The following is a 26236-nucleotide window of genomic DNA, read 5'->3' on the forward strand; positions in this document are numbered from 1 at the left end:
ACCTGATAACGTCTGATTATTGACGGGCATGTCGCTAAATCAATAACTAAATAATGTGTTAAATCAAAAGCTAAATAGAGGACTGTAATTATAGCCATAAAAACGATATAGATTAACATCAAGCAAACTTAACGCAATTTTTACCGGCTGATTTTGCAATATAAAGTTGCTCATCAGCGCGAGAAAATAACGTATCAATGTCATCACCCGTTTGAATTGTTGCCACCCCAATAGAGACGGTAATATGGCCTAGATTTTGTTTCTTTTCTTTACCGATAGAAAGCTGTTTCAATGAAATTCTCTCGCGGATCTTTTCGGCCACATTCACGGCGTCGTTAAGCTTGGCATTGGGTAACATGACGACAAACTCTTCACCGCCATAGCGGGCAACCAAATCGTCGCCTTTAACGGTATTTTTCATGGCTAAGGCAACATAAGCCAAAACCTTATCGCCAATTAAATGGCCAAAAGTATCATTGAATACCTTAAAATCATCGATATCTATCATCAACAGACTGCATATGGTTTGGGTATCATTAAACTTAGTCACCTGCTCTGCGGCAAACAGTTCATAAGAACGGCGATTTTTTAACGATGTCAGTTCATCCGTCATGGCCACCTTACTTAAGTTGTCCATTTCATCTTTGAGGCTGGTAATCTCTTCAGATAACGACGCAAGACTCACCGCCATGTGACGATTATTGGCAATCACTTGTTCCACTTCATCAGCAATACATTCCACGATAAGATGGAGTTCATCAGCATTGGGGGTTGTTTGCAGCTTTTCACCAAATTCATTAAGATTAGCTGAAAAAGACTCAGTACCAAGATTTAGCAGTTCAACCTTATTCAATAAGCTGTTTATCAGAATTTGAGTTTCAATGTGCACATTTTCAATAATTTCTGGTGAACGTTCTTCAATAAACCGATTGTATAAGCCTAAGTTAACTTCGGGAGTAAATTGGACCTTATTAGCAATTAAACCATCAATTGCACGTTTAAGATTAATGTTCGTCTCGGCAAAATAATCAAACCAAATAGCATAATTTTCTGGCGTTACAGGAATAGCTAATGATGCCATTTTAGGTAATGCCAAATGCAGTATATGCGAAGTTTGTTCAAGATTTTGGGTATTATGCATCGAAAACGATACCTTAGTAATAAATACAATGTGTCAAAGGTTATCAGTATGTTATGTCATACTTATGAACTAAACTCAATTATTGATCGTTTTGTTAACCATTAGACATGGGTAAATAAAACGTATTCATTTAACCCTTTTAGTCCCACACAGCGTTTACTATAAATAACCAAGGTAAACATACTTTTATTATTTGTTATTTTTAGTGTGAACACCGGAAATACCATGCCTTTTAATGCGAAACATCTTACATACACTTTACGAGGACAGAATATGAACCTGCCAGCTCTCGCTTATGCCAAAAAGCTCATCATTACTGTAACTATCATGACTAGCGTGTTGTCGTTTGGATCGAATGCTACAAGTCCTGTTGACAATAATTATCTTAACAACATAAAAATTAACAGCACAGTTATGGATACCCGTCATTATCAACCGCAAGTTGCCAGTAAAATGTATCCCTCACCTTCCGCTGGAATGGTACAACATGTGCTTACTTTGCCAACCCTAGCCGATGAACAAAATTACATGCTTGAAGTGCAAATAGGCCAAAATAAACTTGTCGATTGCAATAAAATCAATCTCATAGGTAAGATTAGCACATTGTCATTAGCCGGCTGGGGATATGTTTATTACCAAGTCGATAAAGTGATGCAAGGCCCGACTACCAGAATGATGTGTACTGCAGAGAGAACCGCTGAATTTATTGTCCTCAATGAAGCCCTGACGCTGCGCTATGACAGCCGTCAACCTAAAGTCTTTTATTTACCTGAAGGTACTGATTTACGTTATAGAGTGTGGAAAACTGCCAGCGAGTTTGTGTTTAGTGAGCAGTAAGCGTTGAGGCACAAAGGGCTTAAGTTTATACTTGGGTCACTTTTCATCAGTTGTCGATTTATGTCTATTTCATTTGTGTTAGTTGAACCCACCCGAGCGGCCAATGTGGGTGCTGCGGCTAGAGCTATCAAGACCATGGGTTTTGAACAGCTTATTTTAGTTAATTCTGCATTACATTTACAGCCTGAAGCACTTTGGGTGGCACATGGTGCACAAGATATTCTCGCCAATACCATTACCGTAGACAGTCTAGCGACATTACGTGAACATACCGACCTGCTGATTGCCACAACAGCACGTGAAAGAGGAAGCCCAAGGTGTTATTTATCACCGACAGAGTTAGTCAGTACGTTACAAAGCAAGAATGTATTCGGACCAAGGAGTATCCAGCGAGAACCCCCACATACTCACTCATTGCAAAACCTCGCCCATCCATGTGCTATTGTATTTGGCAGAGAGTCTAGCGGACTGAAGAATGAAGAGTTAAGCCTATGTGATCTCTACAGCTATGTGTCATTAGCTGCCGATTATCCCTCGCTAAATTTAGGCCAAGCAGTGATGGTGTTTGCCTATCAACTCAGCCAGGTTGATAAAAAAATTGGTCTACAACAGTTAGCGGCCACAGATATAGCAACTGACCAATTACAGGCTTTAAAGGCGAAAGCGATGGCTTTAGTCGAGCAGATTGATGCAGGGGAAGATACTAAACTTGTCCAATGGCTCAGCGACGGCATAGCCATGCTGGGACAACGTGATATGAAAATGGCTCATCAATTATTGAATGACATTGCAAAAAAACTGAAATAATCCATCAATTAACACTCAGCACACCGAAACGTGGTGAGCTGAGTTTACGATATTGGGTTTAGTAACGGCGAACCCTTACCACTTGCATTATTTCAATTTCAAAGCCACCCACGACTTCTTTTGCAGGGTAGTAAATCAGATTCACTTTATGGTCTAACAAACTTTTGAAACGTTGAGGTCGCTTGTATTTAAATGGCACATCGCAATCTTTAATCATTAACGTTTGTACCACCCATTCTCCAACTTGACGTTGAATATGGGATACTACCGTCACGCCTTCACTTTGTATTAACTCACCGTGTCGCTTTAACAATATTTCAGGAACCGGTTTCATGGATTTACCTTCTTAACAGTATCCAGAATATCTTGATATCGATAAGCACTAAAACGTCCAAAGCCATCTAATTGTTTTACTTTCAAACGACTAAACATTGGCATTATCATACCAGCAAGAAATTTAGCCTGCGTAGCAATGGTTGGAGTGGGTAGCGATTTTGCCTGAGCCAGTATGGTTAACGGTTCAAGCAATGTTGTCACTGTGGCCGAGTCTGGTATCGGAGCCAAAGCTTGTTTTGATAATACAGCAATTTGCCCACGACAAACGCTGCAATGACCACATATTTGTGGTACTGAGTGGTCATCAAAATACTGAGCTAAATTTGCACTTAAACAACGATCAAGTTCAAAAAAATTGACTAGCTTACTAATCCGAACAATTTCTTTATGTTCATTATCACTAAAATACTCACTGAGTTGCTGAGTAAGTTGTTGTAATTGTTGCGGTGTCGATAACGCCTGCTGTTGTACATCATACACTTGAGTAATTTTTTTTGTCTCAAGAATAATCAAATCCTGCTCAGCTAAATAATTTAATGCCGCAACGACTCGTTGACGCTCACAACCATGTTGTTGATATAAACTATCAAAATCCAGTTGTCCCCAAATCTTTTTAAACTGTGTATGGGCAAACACCTGACTAAGAAACTGCTGGCGTTGGTCATTAAATCGACTGAGAATGGTTTGCGGGTCTTCAACAAACCGATATTTAAATTCAGCAAAATAAGCATAGCTTGGACGGATCACGCCGAGTAGCTCTAACTGTACAAATAACGTCTTCAACGGCAATGAGCGAATATTACACGCGGAGGACAATGGCGTTTCTTGTACTTCCCAGCGACCATCTTCAGTCTCACTGGCAATTATACCTAATAACTGGCTAATATTCTGTGCTTCAGGAGTATCACCATAAACAAAATTTTCAACCGTATTCAACCCATCTAAATTAGCTAGCGTAACACAGTGAGATAATTGTCCGTCGCGCCCTGCTCGGCCAATTTCCTGGCTGTAATTTTCAATCGACTTAGGTAAATCAAAATGGATAACAAATCGAATATCCGATTTATCAATGCCCATACCAAATGCAATGGTCGCCACTATCACTTGGATTTGATTATCCATAAAATGCTGTTGAATATGCTGGCGGACAGTTTGATCCATCCCCGCATGATAAGCTGCGGCATTGATCCCTTGACGGATCAAGTGTGCGGCAACGTCTTCAGCCGTTTGCTGTAAGGTCACGTATACAATACCGCTACCAGTATACTCTTTTACGCTATGGGTGAGTTGATTGAGTTTTTGCAGCTGACTTACCGCAATAACTGATAAATCTAAGTTCGCCCGATAAAAACCAGTTTGGACCACCTGTTCCGGTAATAAACCAAAACGCTTGGCCATATCCAATTTGACTTGTTCTGTTGCCGTTGCGGTTAACAATAAACTTTGGGGGATAGCAAATTCTTGACAATATTGCGGTATTTTTAAATAGTCGGGCCTGAAATTGTGCCCCCATTCAGAAATACAATGCGCTTCATCGACCACCAGCAAAGAAATGGGTACTGACTTAAGGAATTGCCTAAAGCGCTCATTTTTAAAACGCTCAACCGATACCATTAAAATCCGAGTGCGCTGTTCACGAACATCGCGCATGACTTGTTGTGTTTGCTCATAGGTTAAACTTGAATCAATACTGGCGGCCGCGATCCCCTTGCTGGTTAAAAAAGCTAACTGATCTTTCATTAATGCCAATAATGGCGAAATCACTAAGGTGAGATGAGGTAACTGTTGGGCGCAAAACTGATAACACAAAGACTTGCCAGAACCGGTAGGAAATATCGCTAACGCCGAATGACCGCCTAAAATGGTTTCGATAACCGCTTGTTGGCCTTCTCTGAACTCAGTAAAACCAAATTGTTGTTGTAGCAATTGATGTAGCGTTTGATGATCGAAAATTGCAGGGGTCGCTTCTGTGAGTGCGGTTTCGGAGTGCGCTAAGGGAGTCATAATTAATCCTGTTATTAACCCCAAACAACATAGGATTATACAATTAACGATTAAGCCGTAAGCTTTAGTGCTATCCGCTAAATCTAAAGTGCTATTAGTTAAATCTAAAGTACCATTAGTTAAATCTAAAGTACTATGGGTTAAATTTTAAGTACTATGGGCTAAATCTAAAGTACTGTGAGTTAAATTTTAAGTACTATGGGTTAAATCTAACGTTTACGGGCAATATATTGATTAATCAATTGCGTCAGTTTATCTTCAAAGCGTTCTTCTATTACATTAAGGTCTTGATCGAAAGAGCCAATGAACTTAATGGCTTTATCGCGAGACAACACCTTACCTGCAAGACTGTATTGAATTTCAATTAAGCTTTTGTCAAAACGAGGCGCAAGAAGCCAATGACACACATCAGCATTTAAGGTCACTAATGCACGTTCGGCAACCCGGCAAAAAGTGTTGATATGATCGACACCATCAGGTCCTAAACAACCTGGTTCAAGACGGCACAAGATGACTAACTTGCTAGTATTTATATCTCTAGTACTGTTTATCGACTCTTCCATAGATTGTACGACACTGTCCTTAATAAAAAACCGGTAGATGAGATCCACACCGACGCATAAGATCTAACGTTGCGCCTGCAGGTCAAGCCATAGGCGTTCGGTTAGCATCTCCTAATTGGACACAATATGCAACTGCTTAGCAGTGGTTAGCCGCTTAAACGGTCCGTTTGCTGCACTCATGACTGACGTTTAATGCTTGCTTATAAGCATCAATAAACACAGCAATAGGGGTTAATGTTTCTTTTGCTCGGCGGTTACGCCCCAGCAACGAAGATTCAACGAATAAATCAAACCAAGTAGATAATGCTAAACCATTTTGTGGTTCTTCAGCAGCGGTTAATGCTAACGCCGCCACTTCAGCGGTACCGAGTTGAAAATCATGACTCCCTTTGCGGAGTGCATAAGTCGCTAAGGTGTCGGGTGCAAATGATAATACTGGCATTTGATGTAAATACGGGCTTTTACGATACATTTTTATCGCTTCACGCCAACTGCCATCGAGCATCACCAACAGAGGCGTTTTAGCGTGACCAGGGGCGGTTGACAATTCGGCGGCAGTTATGTGTTCAACAATGGCTTGATCGTTTTCAACATATTGTTGTGGGAAGACTAAAAACGGTTGGTATTGTGGATTGGTTAATAATGCCAACATCGCACGATCCGTCTCTGTTCGAGTCCATAAAAACGCATGCGTGTCTGGAATTAAGTCGGCAATTAACCTACCGCTGTTGGTTGGCTTCAACACTTCATCGTTATACATGATCAGCATAAAGCTGACGTTGGTACTCAAATATTGTCGATGTTTACACGTGCAAAATAATTCACCCAAAAGACATAAATTACACCTAACAAGTTTCTTTCCTCGAGCACCAAAGGGCTTAGTCGACAATGATTTTCGATATTCATACAACCGATGTACTGCATGAATAGGCGCTTTAATAGCTTTACTTGATAGCTCTGACATTTGACAACTCTGAGGTGAAAAAAATTCATCACCAATAATGGTGATGAACGAGTATAAACATTTTCAGGTAATTATAGAATACGGCGCAGTAAAAAGTCTGCTTTTAAACGGCGAATTCGATTCATGATTTTTTTCACTGGTTTAGGGTATTTCTGCAAGGTATCAATTTGGCTATAATGATATAACCGCTCAGTGTGGAGCAAGATATATTGCTGCTCTTTGTTGAACGACTCTTTCCAGCAACCTGAATCATCATGCAATAATAAAGCGTTTTCTAAATCTAATGCCCAAGCTCGTGGGTTTAGATTTGAACCTGTGATGAGATGCTTACGATTATCAGCACTGATGCCTTTCAAATGAAAACTGTTAATCCCATCTTTCCATAAATGAATATTAAGCTGTCCATTGTCAATCGCCCACTGCTGGTTTTTGGCAAATTTACGCAGTGATTGTTCGTACATATATGGCAATGCACCAATGGTAGTAAAATCTTGATCCGGCGGAATATAGAAATCGTTAGCAGTTTTGTCACCCACGACAATATCAATTTTTTTACCCTCACGCAGATGTCTTGCTAATGCACGGGTCAAAATAGTCGGAGGATTAAAATAAGGCGTACAAATAAACAACTCTTGAGTTGAGGAATCAACCAACTTAATGATTGTGTCATTTAATACGTTGTTCCTTCGCCCTAAGCCGACCAATGGCGTTACACGGTTGCCCACTGTGGTTGAGGTATACTGATATCGCACCTGAGATAATCGATACTTAAAACTTTTAATATCGTTCTTTTCAGGGCTATCATCATTGTCACCAGCTTGACTTAATATACTTACGGCAGGATCGCTGACGATGTCATTTTGTATCATATCGCGCATGCTGCGGGCCAGCTCAGGGCTGTCGATAACATGGTATCTATCGAAACGGTATTTCTCTTGCTGCTGAAAATAAATATTGTTAATGCTCGCGCCACTGTAAATAACAGTGTCATCGATAATAAACCCTTTAAGGTGTAACACACCCATAAATTCACGAGACTTAACCGGCACGCCCACAATATCAAACGGGTGCGTCGCTTCAGCCATTAATTGACGATATAAAACATTATTACCACTGTCGCCTTTTTGACCAATGAGGCCTCGGCGTGCACGATGGTAATCCACTAACACTTTAATCTCTAATTGTGGGTTTTGGTCTTTTGCAGCTAATAGCGCATGCAATACTTCACGGCCGGCTTCATCATCTTCAACATATAATGCCGCGATGTAAATTAAAGATGTTGCCGATGCGATTTTAGTTAATATGGCTTGCTTAAAGTCTTTTGGGTTAAGCAACCAAGACACGGCATCTGCATTTAGGGCAATACCACCTAGCTTATCCAGCAAGGCATCCTCCTTAAAATGGGTGACCACTACGATAATCAGTAATGGGATCTAATTCAAAAACATTACAGCGATATATTGTAATTGTGAGTACGCTGTTGGAATGTTTAGCAAACATTACGCGCCATGTTTATTACGCACATGTTTGACAGACACATAGAGGGAGTTATCAAACTTCAACCTCAACTCATGATATTTCTTTTAACGTCATTTCAATCGTGTCTACGAGATAGCATTGACAGTATTAAACCTCACTGTTTGGTGATAAATCGAGGTCATTCTATCAGATCAACTCGACATCAACGACGCCACGATATTATGCAAAATGGTGCAATTGCAACTCTGAGACATCGATTTTTGATAGATTGTTGAGTTTGGCGTTTATTAAAACGATAGAAATTACCGACTAACAAGGTGATGAGCAAGATTTTTCTCACTTAACAGCGGTTTTAATACGCTTTTTTGCCGATAATTAGACCATTAAACTAAGATTGCTTGCTAACTAGTCAGCTAAAGAGACCATGATAAACACATAAAGCACATATTTATAAGCAAAAATCATCAAATGCGTATCAGCCAAGGATTTCATCAGCTAACATCATCTATCGTTAGTGAACTCTTGATGAAGGCTTTTATGAATTCAATGCTTTTCTACCTCACTCGGCCTCGTTCATCTTATGAGCATCAATATGGGAGGGGTACTCAAGCCTTATGGCTATTATGTGCATTTCTCGTCACAAGCCAGCCTTGTGTCGTCAAAGCAACAGAACTGCCTAACCAACAATCAACCATTCAACAATCAATCAATCAGCAACCCATATCGACACCCCAAATCGACAAGGTTGCCCAGCAGCCTGCAGCGTTATATCTTGATAGTATGCTGCAACTATTAAAACCAATGCATTCACAGTTAGGCATTACCGTGTGGGACATGACTAGTCAACAAACGGTATTTGAGTACAACAATCAATCGTTGATGCAGCCTGCCAGTGTCCAAAAACTGTTAACCGCATTGGCCGCGACCAAACAACTCGGTAAAGAATTTACCTACCAAACACGATTAACTACGCTAGCAGAGCAACCTCTGGATAAAAGCCGGATTGACCATGGCATTTATTCTGGTGATATTTATGTCGAGTTCAGTGGCGATCCGACTTTTAAGTACCAAGATTTGCGCCTGTTACTCGCCTCCTTAAGTCAGCTGGGCATCACTGAACTGACAGGCAACATCGTATTAACCAGTGAACAAGACAGCCAACTACAAGCACCTGGATGGGTATGGGACGATTTAGGGATCTGCTATGCGGCCCCAATATCGCCTTTCATCATTGATAAAAATTGCGTCTATGGTCGATTAGCCACAGAGGGTTACAATAAAATAGCCAACATCACCATGATGGGTAACAGGCCTATTGAAATCAGTAGCGATGCTTATTTTGTCAACCCGTCCACGACGTTGCCGATTGCTAAACCTGCGGTTAAGTCATTAACCGATACTGGCGTTATTCCCACACTATTAACGGGATCTGCCCCACAGTGTCACTTATCGTTAAGCCGTTTCGATAATAATCGTTATCATCTCAGTGGCTGTTATGTTGGGGCTAAATCATTACCGTTAGCGATAGCCATTACGGAACCACAACTTTATGCTCAGCAGATTGTGGCTAAACAACTTGCCTCTTTAGGCATTGTGCATCAGCAACCTATTACGGCGAGAAAAATGAGTACGGATCCGCAATTTATTGCTCAACGGTACATTATCGCCAGCCACCAATCTGCAGCCTTGCCTCAATTGCTCGAAACCATGTTACTCAAATCAGATAATTTAATTGCCGACAGTTTACTCAAAAAACTGGGTGAGGATTATTATCAGGCGCCAAGTGACTTTGCCCAAAGTAGCCAAGCATTGAAAACCATTCTTTACTCGATAGGCATCGATTTATCCAACGCAAACATCGCCGATGGCTCAGGTTTGTCACGCTATAATTTACTCACCCCGGAGCATGTATTAAGTGTACTCACCACCCTATATCAACAACCACAATACCGCTTTTTACTCAACTTATTACCAGAATCAGGTGTCAGTGGCACCTTACGCTACAAACGCTATTTTAATAAGTCACCGTTGAAAAACCATGTGTTTGCTAAAACCGGCAGTATGTTGGGTATTGCTAACTTAGCGGGCAAAGTTAACGTCAGTAATGGCCATGATTATTTATTTGTTTTATTCGAAAATGGCCTAAGCCCACAAATTAAAAAACAGCAAAAAGCGCCGTTTTCAGCGATATTCTTGCAAACCATGATGGATGTGCCTAGATAATATTGCTACCTATGGACGTATCTTAACGAAAGGTGCGTCATCCTCAATCGCGATAATGTAATTTTAGCGCCACCAGCAAGGTCAACTCCAACCAAACTGACGCTAACAGTCAGTAACAAAAGTAATAATTATCGTTAAATCATCATTATATCGTTACAAATGGCCTTTCAGCACTAGCGCATATTATCACTTGCTATAACATTGCTAACCGTAACCTTAAGATATCAATGTTTTATCGGCTGGAGATATTATGGATAAGCAAGTCAGTTCGCGTGGCACAAAAGAAAAAGCCCTTCGTTTAAATTTAGACGAGAAAAAGTACGGCACCATAGTCGAAATTGGTGCCGGACAAGAAGTTGCGCGTAACTTTTTTGTGGCTGGCGCAGCTGCGGGCACGATAGCAAAAACGATGTCGGCCTACGATATGAAATTCTCTGATGCCATCTATGGAGTTCAAGAAGATGGTCGTTATGTCAGTAAAGCGCGCGTCTTAGCGATGATGGAGCAAGAGTTTGATTTAGTGGTTGATCGCGTCGGTGCAATTCGTTCAAAGTCTTCACGTTATTTTGCTTACGCAACAACCGTTTCGGCTAAAAGCTTTAATCGTAAAAACGAATGCCATGCATGGTGTGGGGTGCGTATTCAAATGTACCCAGGTGCTGAACCGTCAAATATTATTGTCCATGTACGTATGTTTGATGACAGCGCCGAAGCACAACAGCAAGCATTGGGTATTTTAGGGGTAAATTTGATTTACGCCAGCTATTACTATTTTGAAGATCCAAAGCAAATTATCGATTCGTTAACCGACAGCTTAAAAGCCAATCGGATTGAAATTGACTGTATTGACTTCCAAGGTCCCTACTTTGAAGATGTCGACAATCAAACCAAGAATATTCATCTCATTCGCAGTTGGAAAACCCGCGCGATAATGTTTAAAGCCGATGGCAGTGTCGCGGTCCCAGCCGATATGCTCTACAAAAAGAATGTATTAACCATTCGCGGATCGTTTAAACCTATCACCAAACTCAATGTGGATATGATTGAGCAAGGCTATAAAGCCTTTTCCACATTAGAGGGAGTAACCGATAAGAACACGGTGTTAATCGCCGAAATATCGCTAAATGACTTACACGGCAAAGATGCCAATATGACCGAAAAGGACATCATGGAGCGGGTTAAATTGCTTAATTTATTAGGCTACAACGTGATGATTTCCGATTACACGCGCTACTTCTCATTACGGGCCTATTTCCGTCAATACACCCAATTACAAATTGGCATTGTGGTGGGCATGATTAACATCAAACAAATTTTTGATGAAGAATTTTACCGCGGTTTAGAAGGCGGTATTCTTGAAGGTTTTGGTAAATTGTTCCCGGATAACACTCGCTTGTTTGTCTACCCTGAACGAGATGAAAAAGGCATTCTTAACGATTTAACCACGGTCAGCGTACCCAATAACCTACGCTATTTATTCCGTCATGTGCTTGATAATGGTTTTATCACCAGTATTGAATCAAGCGATATTGATCTGTTTAATATATTTTCTCGGGAAATTTTACAGCAAATTTGTCGTGGTCAAGGAGAATGGGTTGACGCCGTTCCCGAGCCGGTGAGTAAAGCGATAATGGAACAAAAATTATTCGGCTACCGCGGATAATAAGCCCATAATAGCTTTTTGCTATGATTAAACGGTCATTGCTCTACTCGATGTAAGATGACTCAATTTTCGGCTAAATCTCTTAAATAATTGATTATATTTTATGTCATTATGCATAAAAGTAGCTTTGCTAGACTATTGCTTAAAATGGCTAACTTATCTTAAGTTAGCCATTTTACTTAACAGGCTCTTTATTAAACGCCCCCCCCCGTTAACATCGGCAATTAATGGTAATCATTCACAACAGCTGACCTGTTTTTTAGTCATCCGTACTCTTTACAACAGGAAATAGCGGTTGTTACAGATAGCGGCTTTATCCGTGCCTTTATTCGGGATCAGCATGGGGCCTTCAACTTAAGATCAGCTTATAAAAAGGTAACTAACAGAAATATTGCCAAATAATCGAGATCACTGAATGGGTAAAGTAACAAGTTGCAAAGGGTATTGATTATTTTGGTTCCTTAGGATTATCGACCTCAATTATCCACCCAAATTATCCACCTCAATTACCCACCTCAATTTTTCAGCTAAAAATGTACCAGCCCCTAATTTGATCAATAAATGCGTGACACTTGTTAATTGCAATGACTCATCAAAATATCAGTAACCTTGACCATAAAGATGTTGAGCTCGCGCTCGTAAAATCAGTACGGTCGTTATCGCAACATCTTAATTGTACTGTTAGTGCTGAAGGGGATGAACAAATTGAAACTGGCGCCAAACGTCAAGCGTTCGGTTGCGACTGAGCTCAAGACTAAAATTACGGTCAACCTATGCCGACAAAACAATCGCCATTTTATCCAAGCTTCTGTGGCGTAATCATCATGACAAACCTTTACCAATACAGAAGTAAATTTAGTGACCTAGATCATAAATTCAACTGAAGTATTAACTTAACCTCATGATTGGTTAATTGTTCTATGATTAATTAATTATTCGATTTATAGGCCCCCTTATTATGTATCAATAAAACCGATTAACCAAACCGGAAAAAGTCGCTTTCTTTAGTTACCACAGTCAGTTAGCCTAGTTAAGCAATCCAATAATACATAAAATTTATGTTATTAAGTGATCAAGGAAAATATCATGGACAAAGCACAACAATCTCAAGGCAAGTGCCCTGTTAATCATGGCGGTAATACCTCAGTCGAAGACGATGTGATGGAATGGTGGCCTAAGGCACTTAATCTCGATATTCTTCATCAACACGACAGAAAATCAGATCCGATGGAAGCTGACTTCAATTATCCTGCGGCCTTTAAAAGCCTTGATCTTTCTGCCGTAAAAAAAGATCTCATCGCATTAATGACTGACAGCCAAGACTGGTGGCCAGCTGATTGGGGCCATTATGGCGGACTGATGATCCGCATGGCTTGGCATTCTGCAGGGACATACCGTATTGCTGATGGTCGCGGTGGAGCAGGAACAGGTAACCAACGTTTTGCGCCCATAAACAGCTGGCCAGATAACGTCAATCTAGATAAAGCGCGTCGCTTATTATGGCCAATCAAAAAGAAATACGGTAACAAACTCTCTTGGGCTGATTTAATTATTTTTGCCGGTACTGTTGCCTATGAGTCTATGGGACTCAAAACATTCGGTTTTGCGGGTGGTCGCGCCGATATATGGCACCCAGAAAAAGACATCTACTGGGGCTCAGAAAAACAATGGCTTGCCACTAGTGACTCACCAGATAGTCGCTATTCTGGTGAAAGAGATCTCGAAAATCCATTAGCCGCTGTAATGATGGGATTAATTTATGTCAACCCAGAAGGCGTCGATGGTAAGCCCGACCCACTGAGAACCGCACAAGACATTCGTGTCACCTTTGAACGCATGGCAATGAATGACGAAGAAACTGTCGCCCTTACCGCGGGTGGTCACACTGTGGGTAAATGTCATGGTAATGGCCAAGCAGAAAATCTACAAGCCGTTCCTGAAGGCGCAGAACTTGAAGACCAAGGCCTGGGCTGGTTAAATAAAACAAGTCGTGGCGTGGGCCGGGATACGGTTTCCAGTGGTATTGAAGGGGCTTGGACCACTAACCCAACACAGTGGGACAATGGTTACTTTGAGTTATTGCTTAACTACGAGTGGGAGCTTAAAAAAAGCCCTGCTGGAGCGTGGCAATGGGAACCCATCAATATCAAAGAAGAGCATAAACCTGTTGACGTTGAAGACCCATCAATTCGTTTAAACCCCATTATGACAGACGCCGATATGGCGATGAAAATGGACCCAGAATATGGCAAAATCTCGCAACGTTTTTATCAAGACCCTGCTTATTTCTCTGACGTGTTTGCCCGTGCTTGGTTTAAATTAACTCATCGTGATTTAGGCCCTAAAAGCCGCTATCTTGGCACCGAAGTCCCTGCTGAAGAGTTAATTTGGCAAGACCCTGTTCCACAAGTTGATTACAGCTTATCAGAGCAAGAAATTAACGATCTTAAAGCCAAAATATTATCCAGTGGATTGAGTGTTGCAGAGCTTGTGGCAACCGCTTGGGACAGTGCCCGTACCTTCCGTGGTTCTGATTTCCGTGGTGGCGCCAATGGAGCGCGTATTCGTTTAGCGCCGCAAAAAGGTTGGCAAGGAAATGAGCCGGCAAGATTGCAAAAAGTATTAGCAGCATTAACCACTATTCAAGCCGGTCTAGCGAAGTCTATCAGTATGGCTGACTTAATCGTACTTGGTGGTACTGCTGCAGTAGAAAAAGCCGCTCACGCTGCTGGTGTCAAGGTTACAGTGCCGTTTGCGCCTGGTCGTGGGGATTCCACCCAAGAGCAAACCGATATTGAGTCTTTTGAGGTATTAGAGCCGTTGCACGATGCTTATCGTAACTGGCAAAAGAAAGACTATATCGTTCAGCCTGAAGAAATGATGCTCGACCGTAGTCAATTAATGGGACTAACCGCCCATGAAATGACAGTTTTGGTTGGCGGTATGCGAGTCTTAGGTACCAACTACGACAACAGCAAACACGGTGTGTTTACTGACAATGTCGGCGTGTTATCGAATGACTTTTTTGTCAACTTGACCGACATGTCATACAACTGGAAACCTACTGGCAATAACCTATATCACATTATTGACCGTAAAACAGGCAAGATGAAGTGGTCTGCCACTCGCGTTGACTTAGTCTTTGGTTCTAACTCTATACTGAGATCTTATGTCGAAGTGTATGCTCAAGATGACGCTAAAGAAAAATTTGTTCATGACTTCATTAAAGCATGGACTAAAGTCATGAATGCGGATCGATTTGATCTAGTCTAGTGAGTAATGTCTGTAATAATGTTTACTTTGTAAAATAATGACGGGGCAGAATAATATATTCTGCCCCGTATTTTATTGGGTTAAAGAGTGCAACACACGTTTAAACGACCCCAAGATTAATTCATACGCTTTATTTCAAAATCCACTTTCACTTTTACGGGTACTCGCTTAACATTCAATGCCGCTGGCTCATACTGCTGTTTTGGCATCTTGTTGACTAATTTTTGCGTCATCCAACCTTCAGGCTGCGAGCTAATAAGTTCTTTGCTGACTTCGTTACCGTTTGAGTCAATCGTAATATAATATTCGCCCTTACCTGCACCTCTTGGTAACCAATCAGGACGTTTGTTTAACATTACAGGTTTAATCTGCTCCAATGACCAATATTGATTTAGTTGAGAATGTTCAATAGTGATCACATTTGTATTAAACACGGCTTGAGGTACTTGAACGGTTTCAGGTTGAGTTTGGCAACCCGATAAAATAATCACAGGTAAAAAAAGTAGTGAGAAATATTTATTCATTAATATCTTCCTTGAAATGACTTAATATTGATTATGGACGACAAACAGACTACACATATTGATAAAAAAATAACATCTTATAGAAGCAAAAAAGCACTGAAAATCAGTGCTTTTATTTTTATTAAACAAGTAACAGTAAACTTAGCCTTTTAGGGCTTGATCAATCATTTGTTGTGCTTGAGTAATAATGTCATCCAAATGCTGCTGATTAATAAAGCTTTCGGCATAAATTTTAAACAAGGCTTCAGTGCCCGATGGCCGTGCGGCAAACCAGCCATTTTCGGTAGTGACTTTAATACCGCCAATGGCAGCATTGTTGCCGGGTGCGTGACTCAAAATTGCTGTTATCGCCTCACCCGCTAATTGAGTATCAGTAAAGCTATCACTATTTAATTGTTCAAACTTGGCTTTTTTCTTAAGGCTAATGGGGCTATCGATACGCGTATAAAAACTCTCACCAAATTGCGCAGTTAATTCTTGATAACGCTCTGCAGGTGTTTTACCGGTTACCGCTAATATTTCGGCCGCAAGCAAGGCTAAAATAAAGCCGTCTTTGTCGGTACACCAAGTGCTGCCATCACGTTTTAAAAACGCTGCGCCTGCACTTTCTTCACCGCCAAATGCTATGGTGCTTTTGGCTAAGCCATCAACAAACCATTTAAAGCCTACTGGCACTTCAAGACAATGACGTCCTAACGCCTTACAAACCCTGTCAATCATCGCGCTAGACACTAAGGTTTTTCCGACTGCAAGTGACTCTGACCACTGCGGGCGATGGGTCATTAAATAATCTATCGCAACAGCTAAGTAATGATTCGGGTTCATTAAGCCAGAACCAGGACACACGATACCGTGACGGTCGTAGTCAGGATCATTACCCACGCACAAGTCATAATCTTCGCTGTACGCTAACAAGCCTGCCATGGCATAAGGAGACGAGCAATCCATGCGGATTTTGCCGTCTTTATCTAATGTCATAAAGCCAAATGTGGGGTCGACTTTGTCATTGACTAAGGTAATATCAAGGCCATAGTGAGCGGCTATTTGCTGCCAATAATAAATACCAGAGCCACCCAGTGGATCAACACCAATACGAATGTTGGCTTTTTTAATCGCTTCCATATCTATCACTTGTGCAAGTGATTCAACATAGGGCGCAATAAAATCAACTTCATCTATCCAACCAGATTTTACCGCAACACCGTAATTGACCTTTTTAACCCCAGAGAGTTGATTCGCTAGGTATTGGTTGGCCTTAGATTCAATGATTTTGGTAATTTCACCTTCAGCGGGACCGCCGTGCGGTGGATTGTACTTAATGCCACCATCCTGAGGAGGATTATGTGATGGCGTTATAATTAACCCATCGATTAATGTCGCTGGGTTAGCTGCATTAGCTGCATTAGCTGCATTAGCGGTGACTATGGCTTGCGACACTACCGGGGTAGGCGTAAACCCATCGTCTTTTTGAATTAACATCTTAACTTGATTAGCAGTCAACACTTCTACCACCGACATAAAGGCGGCATAAGATAATGCATGAGTGTCAAAACCGACAATCATTGGCCCAGTAATATTGGCTGAGTGACGATAATCGACAACAGCTTGGGTGATGGCCCAAATATGGTTTTGATTGAAACTGGATGTAAACGCACTACCACGATGACCCGAAGTGCCAAACGTCACTTTCTGCTGCACGTCTTCCACGTTAGGAATAATGCGATAATAATGACTCATCAATTTAGGAATATTCACTAAATCCGTTTGTAAAGCGTGCTGTCCTGCGCGTTGATGAATGGCCACGTGTGGTCTCCTATGAGTAAATGATTAATTGAATCTTCGGAAAATCAAATGTTAAATGTGTTCAGCGATGCTCTTTGCTCTTTCACTACCACAGCCTAAATGTTCCAATACCTCTGTTAATATAGTTTGTTTTTTCGCAGTATTGTTATTGGTGGTGACCCAAAAACCACTTGAGGCAATTTCTTTTGGATTAGAAGATTGACTTGAATTTAATAATGCCTGTTTAGAACGAGCAAAATACAAACGTCCTTTGCCTTGCACATTAAGCACCTTATCAAAATCACTGCGAGCAGTGGTTTCAAGACTGGCTAATAAATGCATAAAACGCCCTACCGCACCTTTTTGCTGGCTTAATAAATGTTGGTTAACAATCGCATCAAAATCAATCGTGACTAACGTTGAAATGTCTTCATCTAGTGGATAGTGCTGACCGGTAATATTCTGTTCCGCAATGACCTTTTCCACGACTGCCTTAGCTTGATTAAAAACCGAATGACGATCTTCCAGCGATTCAGATTCTAAACTGGGCTGACTAATGGCCTTGGGTAAGCTTATATCGACATCTTCGACAGACAAGTTCAATAAACGACGCAAAATATCTGAAGCGCTTTCGCCGATGCGTTCCGTCTTACTGGCAATAAAACGATAAAGTTCTTCGTCAATTTCAATGTATTTCATCAGAGTCATCCTTTTTCTATCAGTCTTTGTCACTACTGTAGCCATTATTTTGCTGGCGCCGAGTAATTCGGGATCGCAGATCAAATTATTATTAATGCGATCAAAAAAATATTGTTCCAGTGTAAGCCAAGCTTAACCTACTAATAAAGTAGCAAAATCATTAAATGACCTATAATGCTGAAATTTTATTAAAAGGCGATTAAAATATCATCAACAATTGTGACAACGATCATCAAAACTTGATTTGACAGGCTCATTGCAGCAAAATCCCCCGCACAAATTGTCCCAATGAGCTTATTGCGTTATGCATTATGTATCTTCTGGTCAAGGTGAAGCCGTCCTGCTTATTCATGGACTGTTTGGTAATCTTGATAATTTAAAAAACCTAGGCAGCGTGCTTGAACAACAGCATCAAGTCATACGGGTTGATTTGCCCAATCATGGCTTGAGTGAACATTGGGATAACATGGATTACGCTCAACTGGCTGATGCCATGGTTGATGTACTCGATGATTTATACCTCAAACAAGTCCATGTTATTGGGCATTCAATGGGCGGCAAAATTGCAATGGCAATGGCACTTTTACACCCAGAACGAGTAATAAGCCTAGTGATCGCAGATATCGCTCCTGTGGCTTATAGTCCGAGACATCAAACGGTGTTTGCAGGATTAACCAGTTTAATATTAAACAGTAAAACCACTCGAAAATCAGCCTTAACCCACTTAATGGATGCAGGTATTGATGAGCCGACATCTCAGTTTTTACTTAAGAATCTACAACGTACTGATAGCGGTTTTGAATGGAAAATGAATTTAACTGGGCTAATCGAGTCTTACGACCGTATTATTGGATGGAATTTACCATTAACCAATGACAAACATTTTGATAAACCAGCACTATTTATCCGTGGTGGTGAGTCAAATTATGTAACGGCTGAATATCGTGATGAAATCATGCGTCAATTTCCTCGCGCTAGCGCCAAAACATTAAATGGCACAGGGCATTGGTTACATGCACAAAAGCCAGAGATATTTAATCGCATCGTGTCTGAGTTTATTGAACAAAACCAAGGGTAAGTTTTTAATATTTTAGCTTTTTGAATATAGCCGATTGTCACCTAATGTGATATATTCGCGCCCTCTTTTCGCCAGACACTCAATCGCGAAGGTAGAAGTATGTTAAACCAATACATTGAACAAATTGAAGCGGTAGGCTTAAACTTGTTTTTTGCATCGATATTCTTTTTTATCGGCATGGCTATCCATGATGTGCTTAAACAAGGTCAAGTCCCCAAATTTGGTCGATTTATTGTGTGGTTAGTTTTATTCCTCGGCTGCGCCGGGTTTATTGCAAAAGGTATTATTCAGATGACCTGGGAAGGCTCTGGGATCGGTTAAAGAGTACAATGGCAAAAGAAACAACAGATAGAACGACTATTGACCTTTTTGCTGCAGAAACTCGCCGAGGGCGCCCGAGAAGTAACCCACTTTCTAGGGAGCAGCAATTAAAGATCAACAAGCGTAACCAAATTCAGCGTGATCGCGCTAACGGTTTAAAGCGAATAGAGTTAAAGGTGTCACAAGATCTGTATGATGCCTTGAACCAACAAGCTTTGAACAGTAACATTAGTCGTAGCCAGTTAATCGAATTTATTCTGCAACAGCAACTCGACAACTGAGACGTTTTTAGAACATCGCACAACGCGAACTTGATATTTAAAGGATAGACAATGGCAACTGTAGGTCTTTTTTTCGGTAGCGATACTGGCAACACCGAAGCTATAGCCAAAATGATCCAGAAAAAACTGGGTAAAAGCATGCTCGATGTTAAAGACATCGCAAAGAGTACTAAAGAGCAAATTGCTGAATATGATTTGTTAATGTTTGGTATTCCAACATGGTATTACGGCGAAGCACAGTGTGATTGGGATGATTTTTTTCCAGATCTTGAGCAAATCGACTTTACCGATAAGTTAGTCGCTATTTTTGGTTGTGGTGACCAAGAAGATTATGCGGAATACTTCCTCGATGCGATGGGCATGATACGTGACATCGTAGAAGCGCGTGGTGGGATCATTATTGGTAATTGGCCATCTGAAAGCTACAACTTCGAAGCCTCTAAAGGCATGGCGGACGATAAGCACTTTGTTGGTTTAGGGATTGACGAAGACCGTCAACCAGAACTCACCGATGAGCGTGTTGATGCTTGGGTCAAGCAGATTTATGAAGAAATGTGTTTAGCTGAGTTAGAAGACTAATTCTGTAGTTACTCAGTAAAAAAAAGCGGCAATTAGCCGCTTTTTTTCTTTTTAACTATCGGCTGTCGTCGGTGAAAAAACCAAACCGAGGCTGATTCATTTTAAGTTTGAACCCGCTAAAATTTTAGACAGACTTTTATGCAGTATAAAAAAAATAATATCTTAAATACATTTTCTATATATCAAAAGCACACAAGAATATGGCCGGATTTAGCAGCAAAATCTTTGATCTAGACATAAATAATAGTTTGAATCATTGGGATATATTTTGTACCGTTGTCGATAATTATGGAGACATAGGTGTCACGTGGCGTTTGGCTAAGCAGTTGGTGACAGAATATGCCATACCCATTAATCTATGGGTTGATGACTTAGTGAGTTTTTCGCATATTTTACCAATGCTAGATCCCGATAAAGCACAGCAGAATATCAATGGCGTGAATATATTTCAATGGAATAACCCACTTGATATTAAGTTTGAAGCTGGGGTTGTGGTAATTGAAGCATTTGCCTGTGAGTTACCTTCACAGGTAAAGCTAGCCATTGAACAATTACATCAACACCCAGATACTTGCGCCCCTACTTGGTTAAACCTTGAATACCTTAGTGCCGAAAATTGGGTCGCTGGTTGTCATGGACTGCCGTCGTCACAAGCCAATGGGGTCAAAAAGTGGTTTTACTTTCCCGGTTTTAGCGCTCAAACCGGAGGACTTATTTGTGAACGTGAATTGTTTAGCCAACGAGATGAATGGCAAGCAGATCATAAACATAAATTAGCATTATTCAAGCAGCTAGGGTTACAGGGCATTAATGCCCAGGATACGGTTATCAGTGTTTTTAGTTATGAAACCCAAGCCTTACTCGCTTTATGTCATTTATGGCAAGCGTCGCCTACCCCAATTCATGCGCTTATCCCTAAAGGGCGCAGTTTGCACAGCTTAACAAGCCTATTGCCTTGTGCGATTGAAGATTTGATGCCCGGTCAGCAATTTGTCATAGGTAGCTTAACCTTGCATATATTACCCATGACAGATCAAAATGACTTTGATCGCTTGCTATGGAGCTGTGATTTTAATATTGTGCGGGGTGAAGATTCATTTTTACGTGCTCAATGGGCTGCAAAACCCTTCATATGGCACATTTATCCTCAAGAAGATGATTATCACTTGGTAAAATTACAAGCTTTTATGCAACTTTACTGCGATAATCTTGCTCCAGAAATTACTACTACTTGGTCTGAGGTGAATTTGGCCTTCAACCGGGGCAATACACACGCGGTAGTTATGCACTGGCAACAGTTAAATTCTGTTAATTTGTCTTTAATGCAACATGCTATTAAATGGCCAATTAACGCGTTAAAAGATGCAGATCTTGCGAGTCGACTCGTTCAATTCGTTAAAAATAGCTAAGATACTGCTCTATAAATAAAAAAAGTCCAAAAATATAGGAAATAGTGAAATGAAAACTGCTCATGAAATCCGTCCTGGTAACGTGATCATGTTAGATGGCAGCCCATGGGTTGTTCAGAAGACTGAAACAACTCGTTCTGGCCGTAACGCTGCAATCGTTAAATTAAAATTAAAGAACGTATTGCTAGATTCTGGTACTGAACAAACCTTTAAAGGTGAAGACAAATTAGACGATATCGTTCTAGAACGTCTTGATTGTACTTACTCATACTTTGCTGATCCTATGTATGTGTTCATGGATGAAGAATATAACCAGTATGATGTAGAAGCTGACAACTTAGGTGATGCAGCTGCCTATATCATCGATGGCATGGAAGACATGTGTCAAGTGACCTTCTATGAAGAGAAAGCGATATCTGTTGAATTGCCGATCCACATCGTACGTGAAGTTATTTACACCGAGCCATCCGCTCGTGGTGATACTTCAGGTAAAGTGATGAAGCCTGCTACTATTACTGGTGGTGGCACGGTCACAGTTGCTGACTTTGTAAAAGTGGGTGACAAGATTGAAATTGACTCTCGTACCGGCGAGTTCAAAAAGCGCGTTTAATTGCCCATTAACGTGTGTTATTGATAAAATATCAATAACACAAGTTAATGCATTAAAAGCCAGCACTTAGTGCTGGCTTTTTTGTTATAAAATGGAATAAGACAACTGCATTAGGCATTAACAACAGTATAAAACACTTTTATATGTGCCATCAAACTGGCAATAACAGCATTTCTGACTGATTAATTTGTTCATTTTACTCTTATGCCCCTTCCACAAGAACAATAAATTCGTTATGGTTCGCTAACTTAAGCCGTATTTAGTTATCGAGAGTAGTATGCGACCCATTATCAAATCCAATAAGCTTGATTCAGTTTGTTACGATATCCGTGGACCCGTCCATAAAGAAGCCCGTCGTTTAGAAGACGAGGGCCATCGTATTTTAAAGCTTAATATCGGCAACCCAGCCCCATTTGGATTTGAAGCACCAGAAGAAATCGTCCGAGATGTCATTTTAAACCTACCGAGTGCGCAAGGTTACTGCGAATCAAAAGGCTTATTCTCTGCGCGTAAAGCCATAGTGCAACACTATCAAGCACAAGGCATATTTGGCGTTGATATTGAAGATATCTACATTGGTAATGGTGTATCAGAATTGATTATGATGGCTATGCAAGGCCTACTCAACACCGATGATGAAGTACTCATCCCCTCGCCTGATTATCCATTATGGACTGCGGCAGCAAACCTTGCCGGTGGTAACGCGGTACATTACCGTTGCGATGAAGAAGCCGATTGGTTTCCAGACTTAGACGATATTAAACGCAAAATTAGCAGTCGCACCCGCGCAATAGTGTTGATCAACCCCAACAATCCAACCGGCGCAGTTTACAGTAGAGAATTGTTGTTAGAAGTTATTGAGCTATGTCGTCAACATGATTTGATTTTATTCGCGGATGAGATTTACGACAAAATTCTGTATGACGAAGCTAAGCATATTCCAGCGGCGGGCTTGTCTGATGATATTTTAACCATCACCTTTAATGGCTTATCTAAAGCGTATCGCGCAGCTGGGTTTCGTGTCGGTTGGATGATGTTATCGGGTAATTTAAAAGCCGCCAAAAGCTACATTGAAGGCTTAGAAATGCTCGCCTCAATGCGTTTGTGTGCCAATGTACCCAATCAACATGCTATTCAAACCGCGTTAGGGGGTTATCAGTCAATTAATGAATTGATATTACCAAACGGTCGCTTAACCGTACAACGTGACGCCGTATATGAATTGCTTAATCAAATCCCTGGGGTCAGCTGTAAAAAGCCTAAAGGAGCCTTATACGCGTTTCCGAAGTTAGATATGAAAAAGTTTAATTTACGTGATGATGAACGCTTGGTACTTGATTTATTAAAAACTAAAAAGATTCTGTTAGTACAAGGAACAGCCTTTAATTGGCCAGAGCCCGATCACCTTCGAGTGGTTTTTTTGCCCTATAAAGAAGATTTGGCTAAAGCCCTTACCGAGTTTGGTGAATTCTTAGAGGATTATCGTCAATAGTCTCTTGACACTTCATCTCTAGCACAAAATACTAAGCGACTGAACAGTTGCTTTTTTTTATCGATAAGCTCATGTAAGCTGACTGAATCTATTGAGCGCAGTAAGGAGTCTCATGAGTCATTTATTTGCCCATTTATCGCGGATGAAGCTAATCCAACGTTGGCCGTTAATGCATAACGTGCGTCGCGAAAACGTCCAAGAACATTCACTGCAAGTGGCTATGGTTGCCCACGCTTTAGTGATCATCAGCAATAAGAAATTCGCCACAGACTTAGACGCCAATAAAGCTGCAACGATTGCGATTTATCATGATGCCAGTGAAATTTTAACCGGAGACTTGCCCACACCGGTTAAATATTTTAATAAAGAGATAGAAGCTGAATATAAAAAGATCGAAGCCATAGCCGAACAACGAATGCTTGAAATGGTACCTGATGAATTTAAAGAAGATTACCGCAGTTTATTCATTAGTCAAGATGCTGACCCACAATACAAAGCCATTGTGAAAGCCGCCGATACGTTATGCGCGTATCTTAAATGCTTAGAAGAACAAAAAGCCGGTAACAGCGAATTCAACAGTGCCTGTAAACGTTTAGAACAAATGATAGACGACAACCCTAACCCCGCAGTTGGTTACTTCCGTGATTGTTTTATTCCAAGTTTTACATTGAATTTAGACGAAATTAATCAAATGCTGTAAAGGAAATATATGCCTGATAACACCGTCATGCCCAGTAGTACAGAACATGAGGACTGTTGGCAACAACGTCTACTTGGCGAAGATAAACAACGCCGTAATGATCACCGCAGTCCTTATCAGCGCGATCGTGGCCGAATTCTACATTCTGCCGCATTTCGACGACTTCAAGCCAAAACCCAAGTGCTTGGTATCGGCATGAATGACTTTTATCGCACTCGTTTGACCCATTCGTTGGAAGTCTCTCAAATTGGTACCGGCATCACCGCACAGTTACGTCGTAAGTATCCAGAACTTAAGTACTTGCTTAACTCTATGAGCTTAATTGAATCGATTTGTTTAGCTCACGATATAGGCCATCCACCCTTTGGCCACGGGGGTGAAGTCGCATTAAATTACATGATGCGCCATCATGGTGGATTTGAAGGGAATGGCCAAACCTTCCGTATTTTAACCCGTTTAGAGCCCTATACACCGTCATGGGGAATGAATCTGACTCGGCGGACGCTATTGGGTGTGATGAAATACCCCGCAACTCATGGGCAGTTATTTGTTGACCAACACCGTCCAGACATTGCCAATCATCGTCAATTAAAACCATCAGAATGGCCACCAGTAAAAGGCTTGTTTGGTGATGATAAACCTATTGTTGATTGGGTATTAGATTCATTATCCAAGTCTGATAGACAGTTGTTTATCACTAGTGAGCAAAATCATACTCACGCCAATTACCCACATCTTAAAACCCGCTATAAGTCCTTTGACTGCTCTATTATGGAGTTGGCTGACGATATTGCCTATGCCGTGCATGATCTAGAAGATGCCATTGTCATGGGGATTGTTAATCAACATCAGTGGCAACGCGATGTGGTTGAGCAGTTAACGGAGATCAAGGATCAATGGCTCATATCGGAAATGGCTCAAATAGGTGACAAACTATTTTCCCATGAGCATCATTTACGCAAAGATGCCATCGGTACCTTAGTCAACGGTTTCGTGACTGCGATTGGCATCAGTGCCAATCCACAATTTGAACAAGACTTATTAAAATATAATGCAGAATTAGAGCCAGACTTTGCTTCAGCTTTACATGTACTTAAACAATTGGTGTTTAAGTACGTTATTCGTAAACCCGAAATTCAAATGTTGGAATACAAAGGCCAACAAATTGTAATGGAATTGTTTGAAGCGTTTTCCTCTGATCCAGAGCGTCTATTACCGCTCAACACTCGTGAACGATGGTTAGCCGAGTGTAATGAAAACAATAATCCAATGCGGGTGATTGCCGATTATATTTCCGGCATGACTGATGAGTTTGCAGGCCGCTTACATCAGCAATTATTTGGTTCAAAAACCGCAGGCATCATGGAATTAAGTCGCGAGCAATAAGCATAAAAAAGCACTTGGTTGTTCCAACCACAATTGCTGGTCATTCTTATTGATATACTTGTCCGTCATTAATGGATCTATCGCC

General features: G+C 40.9%; 23 protein-coding genes. 14 read left to right on the forward strand and 9 right to left on the reverse strand.

Annotated features, from left to right (window positions below; genetic code table 11):
- Positions 1 to 118: 118 nt before the first annotated feature.
- Positions 119 to 1141 carry a GGDEF domain-containing protein gene (locus AAEZ02_RS08225; RefSeq protein ID WP_124011483.1) on the reverse strand — a complete coding sequence of 341 codons (1023 nt, stop codon included), beginning with the start codon at positions 1139 to 1141 and terminating at the stop codon, positions 119 to 121.
- Between the two features lie 273 nt (positions 1142 to 1414).
- On the opposite strand from AAEZ02_RS08225, the gene eco reads away from it, so the two are divergent.
- Together eco and AAEZ02_RS08235 are read left to right on the forward strand one after the other, a co-directional pair.
- Entirely contained in the window at positions 1415 to 1978 is a 564-nt protein-coding gene (eco, locus tag AAEZ02_RS08230) for a serine protease inhibitor ecotin (RefSeq protein ID WP_124011484.1), read from the forward strand.
- A gap of 60 nt (positions 1979 to 2038) precedes the next feature.
- Entirely contained in the window at positions 2039 to 2785 is a 747-nt protein-coding gene (locus tag AAEZ02_RS08235; protein WP_124011485.1) for a TrmJ/YjtD family RNA methyltransferase, read from the forward strand.
- Positions 2786 to 2843: 58 nt separating this feature from the next.
- Here the strand turns inward: AAEZ02_RS08235 and AAEZ02_RS08240 are convergent, their stop codons facing one another.
- From AAEZ02_RS08240 to pssA, 5 genes are all read right to left on the reverse strand, one after another.
- Complete coding sequence (locus tag AAEZ02_RS08240) at positions 2844 to 3119, reverse strand: hypothetical protein (protein WP_101031676.1); 276 nt, start codon at positions 3117 to 3119, stop codon at positions 2844 to 2846.
- Positions 3116 to 5125 carry a RecQ family ATP-dependent DNA helicase gene (locus tag AAEZ02_RS08245; protein ID WP_124011486.1) on the reverse strand — a complete coding sequence of 670 codons (2010 nt, stop codon included), beginning with the start codon at positions 5123 to 5125 and terminating at the stop codon, positions 3116 to 3118. Before AAEZ02_RS08245 ends, AAEZ02_RS08240 begins: the two co-directional genes overlap by 4 nt.
- A 209-nt stretch (positions 5126 to 5334) precedes the next feature.
- Positions 5335 to 5688 (reverse strand): hypothetical protein, encoded by a 354-nt coding sequence (locus AAEZ02_RS08250; protein ID WP_124011487.1) that lies wholly within the window; start codon positions 5686 to 5688, stop codon positions 5335 to 5337.
- A gap of 154 nt (positions 5689 to 5842) precedes the next feature.
- Positions 5843 to 6652: a tRNA-uridine aminocarboxypropyltransferase gene (locus AAEZ02_RS08255; protein WP_124011488.1), complete on the reverse strand. Its 810-nt coding sequence runs from the start codon at positions 6650 to 6652 to the stop codon at positions 5843 to 5845.
- A 71-nt stretch (positions 6653 to 6723) separates the two neighbouring features.
- On the reverse strand, positions 6724 to 8064 hold the full coding sequence (gene pssA / locus AAEZ02_RS08260) for a CDP-diacylglycerol--serine O-phosphatidyltransferase (protein WP_124011489.1): 1341 nt from the start codon (positions 8062 to 8064) through the stop codon (positions 6724 to 6726).
- 604 nt (positions 8065 to 8668) lie between these two features.
- Here pssA and dacB point away from each other — a divergent pair.
- The 3 genes from dacB (at position 8669) to katG (ending at position 15290) form a co-directional block, all read left to right on the forward strand.
- Positions 8669 to 10354 carry a D-alanyl-D-alanine carboxypeptidase/D-alanyl-D-alanine endopeptidase gene (gene dacB, locus AAEZ02_RS08265; protein ID WP_164839484.1) on the forward strand — a complete coding sequence of 562 codons (1686 nt, stop codon included), beginning with the start codon at positions 8669 to 8671 and terminating at the stop codon, positions 10352 to 10354.
- A gap of 250 nt (positions 10355 to 10604) precedes the next feature.
- Positions 10605 to 12017, forward strand: coding sequence for a TonB-dependent receptor (locus AAEZ02_RS08270; RefSeq protein WP_124011491.1), 1413 nt, complete (start codon positions 10605 to 10607; stop codon positions 12015 to 12017).
- 1086 nt (positions 12018 to 13103) lie between these two features.
- Positions 13104 to 15290 carry a catalase/peroxidase HPI gene (gene katG, locus AAEZ02_RS08275; RefSeq protein ID WP_124011492.1) on the forward strand — a complete coding sequence of 729 codons (2187 nt, stop codon included), beginning with the start codon at positions 13104 to 13106 and terminating at the stop codon, positions 15288 to 15290.
- Positions 15291 to 15406: 116 nt separating this feature from the next.
- Here katG and AAEZ02_RS08280 read toward each other — a convergent pair whose 3' ends face one another.
- From AAEZ02_RS08280 to seqA, 3 genes are all read right to left on the reverse strand, one after another.
- Positions 15407 to 15814, reverse strand: coding sequence for a hypothetical protein (locus tag AAEZ02_RS08280; RefSeq protein ID WP_124011493.1), 408 nt, complete (start codon positions 15812 to 15814; stop codon positions 15407 to 15409).
- 141 nt (positions 15815 to 15955) lie between these two features.
- Positions 15956 to 17617 carry a phosphoglucomutase (alpha-D-glucose-1,6-bisphosphate-dependent) gene (gene pgm / locus AAEZ02_RS08285; protein ID WP_124011494.1) on the reverse strand — a complete coding sequence of 554 codons (1662 nt, stop codon included), beginning with the start codon at positions 17615 to 17617 and terminating at the stop codon, positions 15956 to 15958.
- Positions 17618 to 17668: 51 nt separating this feature from the next.
- Complete coding sequence (gene seqA / locus AAEZ02_RS08290) at positions 17669 to 18295, reverse strand: replication initiation negative regulator SeqA (protein ID WP_124011495.1); 627 nt, start codon at positions 18293 to 18295, stop codon at positions 17669 to 17671.
- 304 nt (positions 18296 to 18599) lie between these two features.
- On the opposite strand from seqA, the gene AAEZ02_RS08295 reads away from it, so the two are divergent.
- From AAEZ02_RS08295 to AAEZ02_RS08335, 9 genes are all read left to right on the forward strand, one after another.
- The gene (locus AAEZ02_RS08295) at positions 18600 to 19373 is read left to right on the forward strand and encodes an alpha/beta fold hydrolase (RefSeq protein WP_101031699.1); all 774 of its coding nucleotides are present in this window, start codon (positions 18600 to 18602) and stop codon (positions 19371 to 19373) included.
- Positions 19374 to 19472: 99 nt separating this feature from the next.
- Positions 19473 to 19694, forward strand: a complete 222-nt coding sequence (locus tag AAEZ02_RS08300) for a DUF2788 domain-containing protein (protein WP_101031701.1) — start codon at positions 19473 to 19475, stop codon at positions 19692 to 19694.
- 8 nt (positions 19695 to 19702) lie between these two features.
- Positions 19703 to 19975, forward strand: a complete 273-nt coding sequence (gene ybfE, locus AAEZ02_RS08305) for a LexA regulated protein (protein WP_011637372.1) — start codon at positions 19703 to 19705, stop codon at positions 19973 to 19975.
- A 51-nt stretch (positions 19976 to 20026) separates the two neighbouring features.
- Positions 20027 to 20554 carry a flavodoxin FldA gene (fldA, locus tag AAEZ02_RS08310; protein ID WP_101031703.1) on the forward strand — a complete coding sequence of 176 codons (528 nt, stop codon included), beginning with the start codon at positions 20027 to 20029 and terminating at the stop codon, positions 20552 to 20554.
- Between the two features lie 200 nt (positions 20555 to 20754).
- Positions 20755 to 21963, forward strand: coding sequence for an elongation factor P maturation arginine rhamnosyltransferase EarP (gene earP / locus AAEZ02_RS08315; protein ID WP_124011497.1), 1209 nt, complete (start codon positions 20755 to 20757; stop codon positions 21961 to 21963).
- Between the two features lie 49 nt (positions 21964 to 22012).
- Positions 22013 to 22573: an elongation factor P gene (gene efp, locus AAEZ02_RS08320; RefSeq protein ID WP_101031709.1), complete on the forward strand. Its 561-nt coding sequence runs from the start codon at positions 22013 to 22015 to the stop codon at positions 22571 to 22573.
- 277 nt (positions 22574 to 22850) lie between these two features.
- Positions 22851 to 24065, forward strand: a complete 1215-nt coding sequence (locus AAEZ02_RS08325) for a pyridoxal phosphate-dependent aminotransferase (RefSeq protein WP_124011498.1) — start codon at positions 22851 to 22853, stop codon at positions 24063 to 24065.
- A gap of 112 nt (positions 24066 to 24177) precedes the next feature.
- Positions 24178 to 24765, forward strand: a complete 588-nt coding sequence (gene yfbR, locus AAEZ02_RS08330; protein WP_101031713.1) for a 5'-deoxynucleotidase — start codon at positions 24178 to 24180, stop codon at positions 24763 to 24765.
- A 9-nt stretch (positions 24766 to 24774) separates the two neighbouring features.
- Positions 24775 to 26151, forward strand: a complete 1377-nt coding sequence (locus AAEZ02_RS08335; protein ID WP_502959588.1) for an anti-phage deoxyguanosine triphosphatase — start codon at positions 24775 to 24777, stop codon at positions 26149 to 26151.
- Positions 26152 to 26236 lie beyond the last annotated feature (85 nt).

The organism is Shewanella sp. T24-MNA-CIBAN-0130 (genome assembly GCF_040310185.1).
In the GTDB taxonomy this organism is placed as follows: Bacteria; Pseudomonadota; Gammaproteobacteria; order Enterobacterales; family Shewanellaceae; genus Shewanella; species Shewanella psychromarinicola.

Bases quoted from the DNA above. Each gene is read 5' to 3' on its own strand.
- eco (WP_124011484.1), top strand. From the start codon at position 1,415: ATGAACCTGCCAGCTCTCGCTTATGCCAAAAAGCTCATCATTACTGTA.
- AAEZ02_RS08300 (WP_101031701.1), top strand. From the start codon at position 19,473: ATGTTAAACCAATACATTGAACAAATTGAAGCGGTAGGCTTAAACTTG.
- AAEZ02_RS08270 (WP_124011491.1), top strand. From the start codon at position 10,605: ATGGATAAGCAAGTCAGTTCGCGTGGCACAAAAGAAAAAGCCCTTCGT.
- AAEZ02_RS08245 (WP_124011486.1), bottom strand. From the start codon at position 5,125: ATGACTCCCTTAGCGCACTCCGAAACCGCACTCACAGAAGCGACCCCT.
- katG (WP_124011492.1), top strand. From the start codon at position 13,104: ATGGACAAAGCACAACAATCTCAAGGCAAGTGCCCTGTTAATCATGGC.
- efp (WP_101031709.1), top strand. From the start codon at position 22,013: ATGAAAACTGCTCATGAAATCCGTCCTGGTAACGTGATCATGTTAGAT.
- seqA (WP_124011495.1), bottom strand. From the start codon at position 18,295: ATGAAATACATTGAAATTGACGAAGAACTTTATCGTTTTATTGCCAGT.
- fldA (WP_101031703.1), top strand. From the start codon at position 20,027: ATGGCAACTGTAGGTCTTTTTTTCGGTAGCGATACTGGCAACACCGAA.
- AAEZ02_RS08295 (WP_101031699.1), top strand. From the start codon at position 18,600: ATGCATTATGTATCTTCTGGTCAAGGTGAAGCCGTCCTGCTTATTCAT.
- dacB (WP_164839484.1), top strand. From the start codon at position 8,669: ATGAATTCAATGCTTTTCTACCTCACTCGGCCTCGTTCATCTTATGAG.
- AAEZ02_RS08235 (WP_124011485.1), top strand. From the start codon at position 2,039: ATGTCTATTTCATTTGTGTTAGTTGAACCCACCCGAGCGGCCAATGTG.
- earP (WP_124011497.1), top strand. From the start codon at position 20,755: ATGGCCGGATTTAGCAGCAAAATCTTTGATCTAGACATAAATAATAGT.
- AAEZ02_RS08225 (WP_124011483.1), bottom strand. From the start codon at position 1,141: ATGCATAATACCCAAAATCTTGAACAAACTTCGCATATACTGCATTTG.
- AAEZ02_RS08280 (WP_124011493.1), bottom strand. From the start codon at position 15,814: ATGAATAAATATTTCTCACTACTTTTTTTACCTGTGATTATTTTATCG.
- AAEZ02_RS08325 (WP_124011498.1), top strand. From the start codon at position 22,851: ATGCGACCCATTATCAAATCCAATAAGCTTGATTCAGTTTGTTACGAT.
- AAEZ02_RS08240 (WP_101031676.1), bottom strand. From the start codon at position 3,119: ATGAAACCGGTTCCTGAAATATTGTTAAAGCGACACGGTGAGTTAATA.
- yfbR (WP_101031713.1), top strand. From the start codon at position 24,178: ATGAGTCATTTATTTGCCCATTTATCGCGGATGAAGCTAATCCAACGT.
- ybfE (WP_011637372.1), top strand. From the start codon at position 19,703: ATGGCAAAAGAAACAACAGATAGAACGACTATTGACCTTTTTGCTGCA.
- AAEZ02_RS08250 (WP_124011487.1), bottom strand. From the start codon at position 5,688: ATGGAAGAGTCGATAAACAGTACTAGAGATATAAATACTAGCAAGTTA.
- AAEZ02_RS08335 (WP_502959588.1), top strand. From the start codon at position 24,775: ATGCCTGATAACACCGTCATGCCCAGTAGTACAGAACATGAGGACTGT.
- AAEZ02_RS08255 (WP_124011488.1), bottom strand. From the start codon at position 6,652: ATGTCAGAGCTATCAAGTAAAGCTATTAAAGCGCCTATTCATGCAGTA.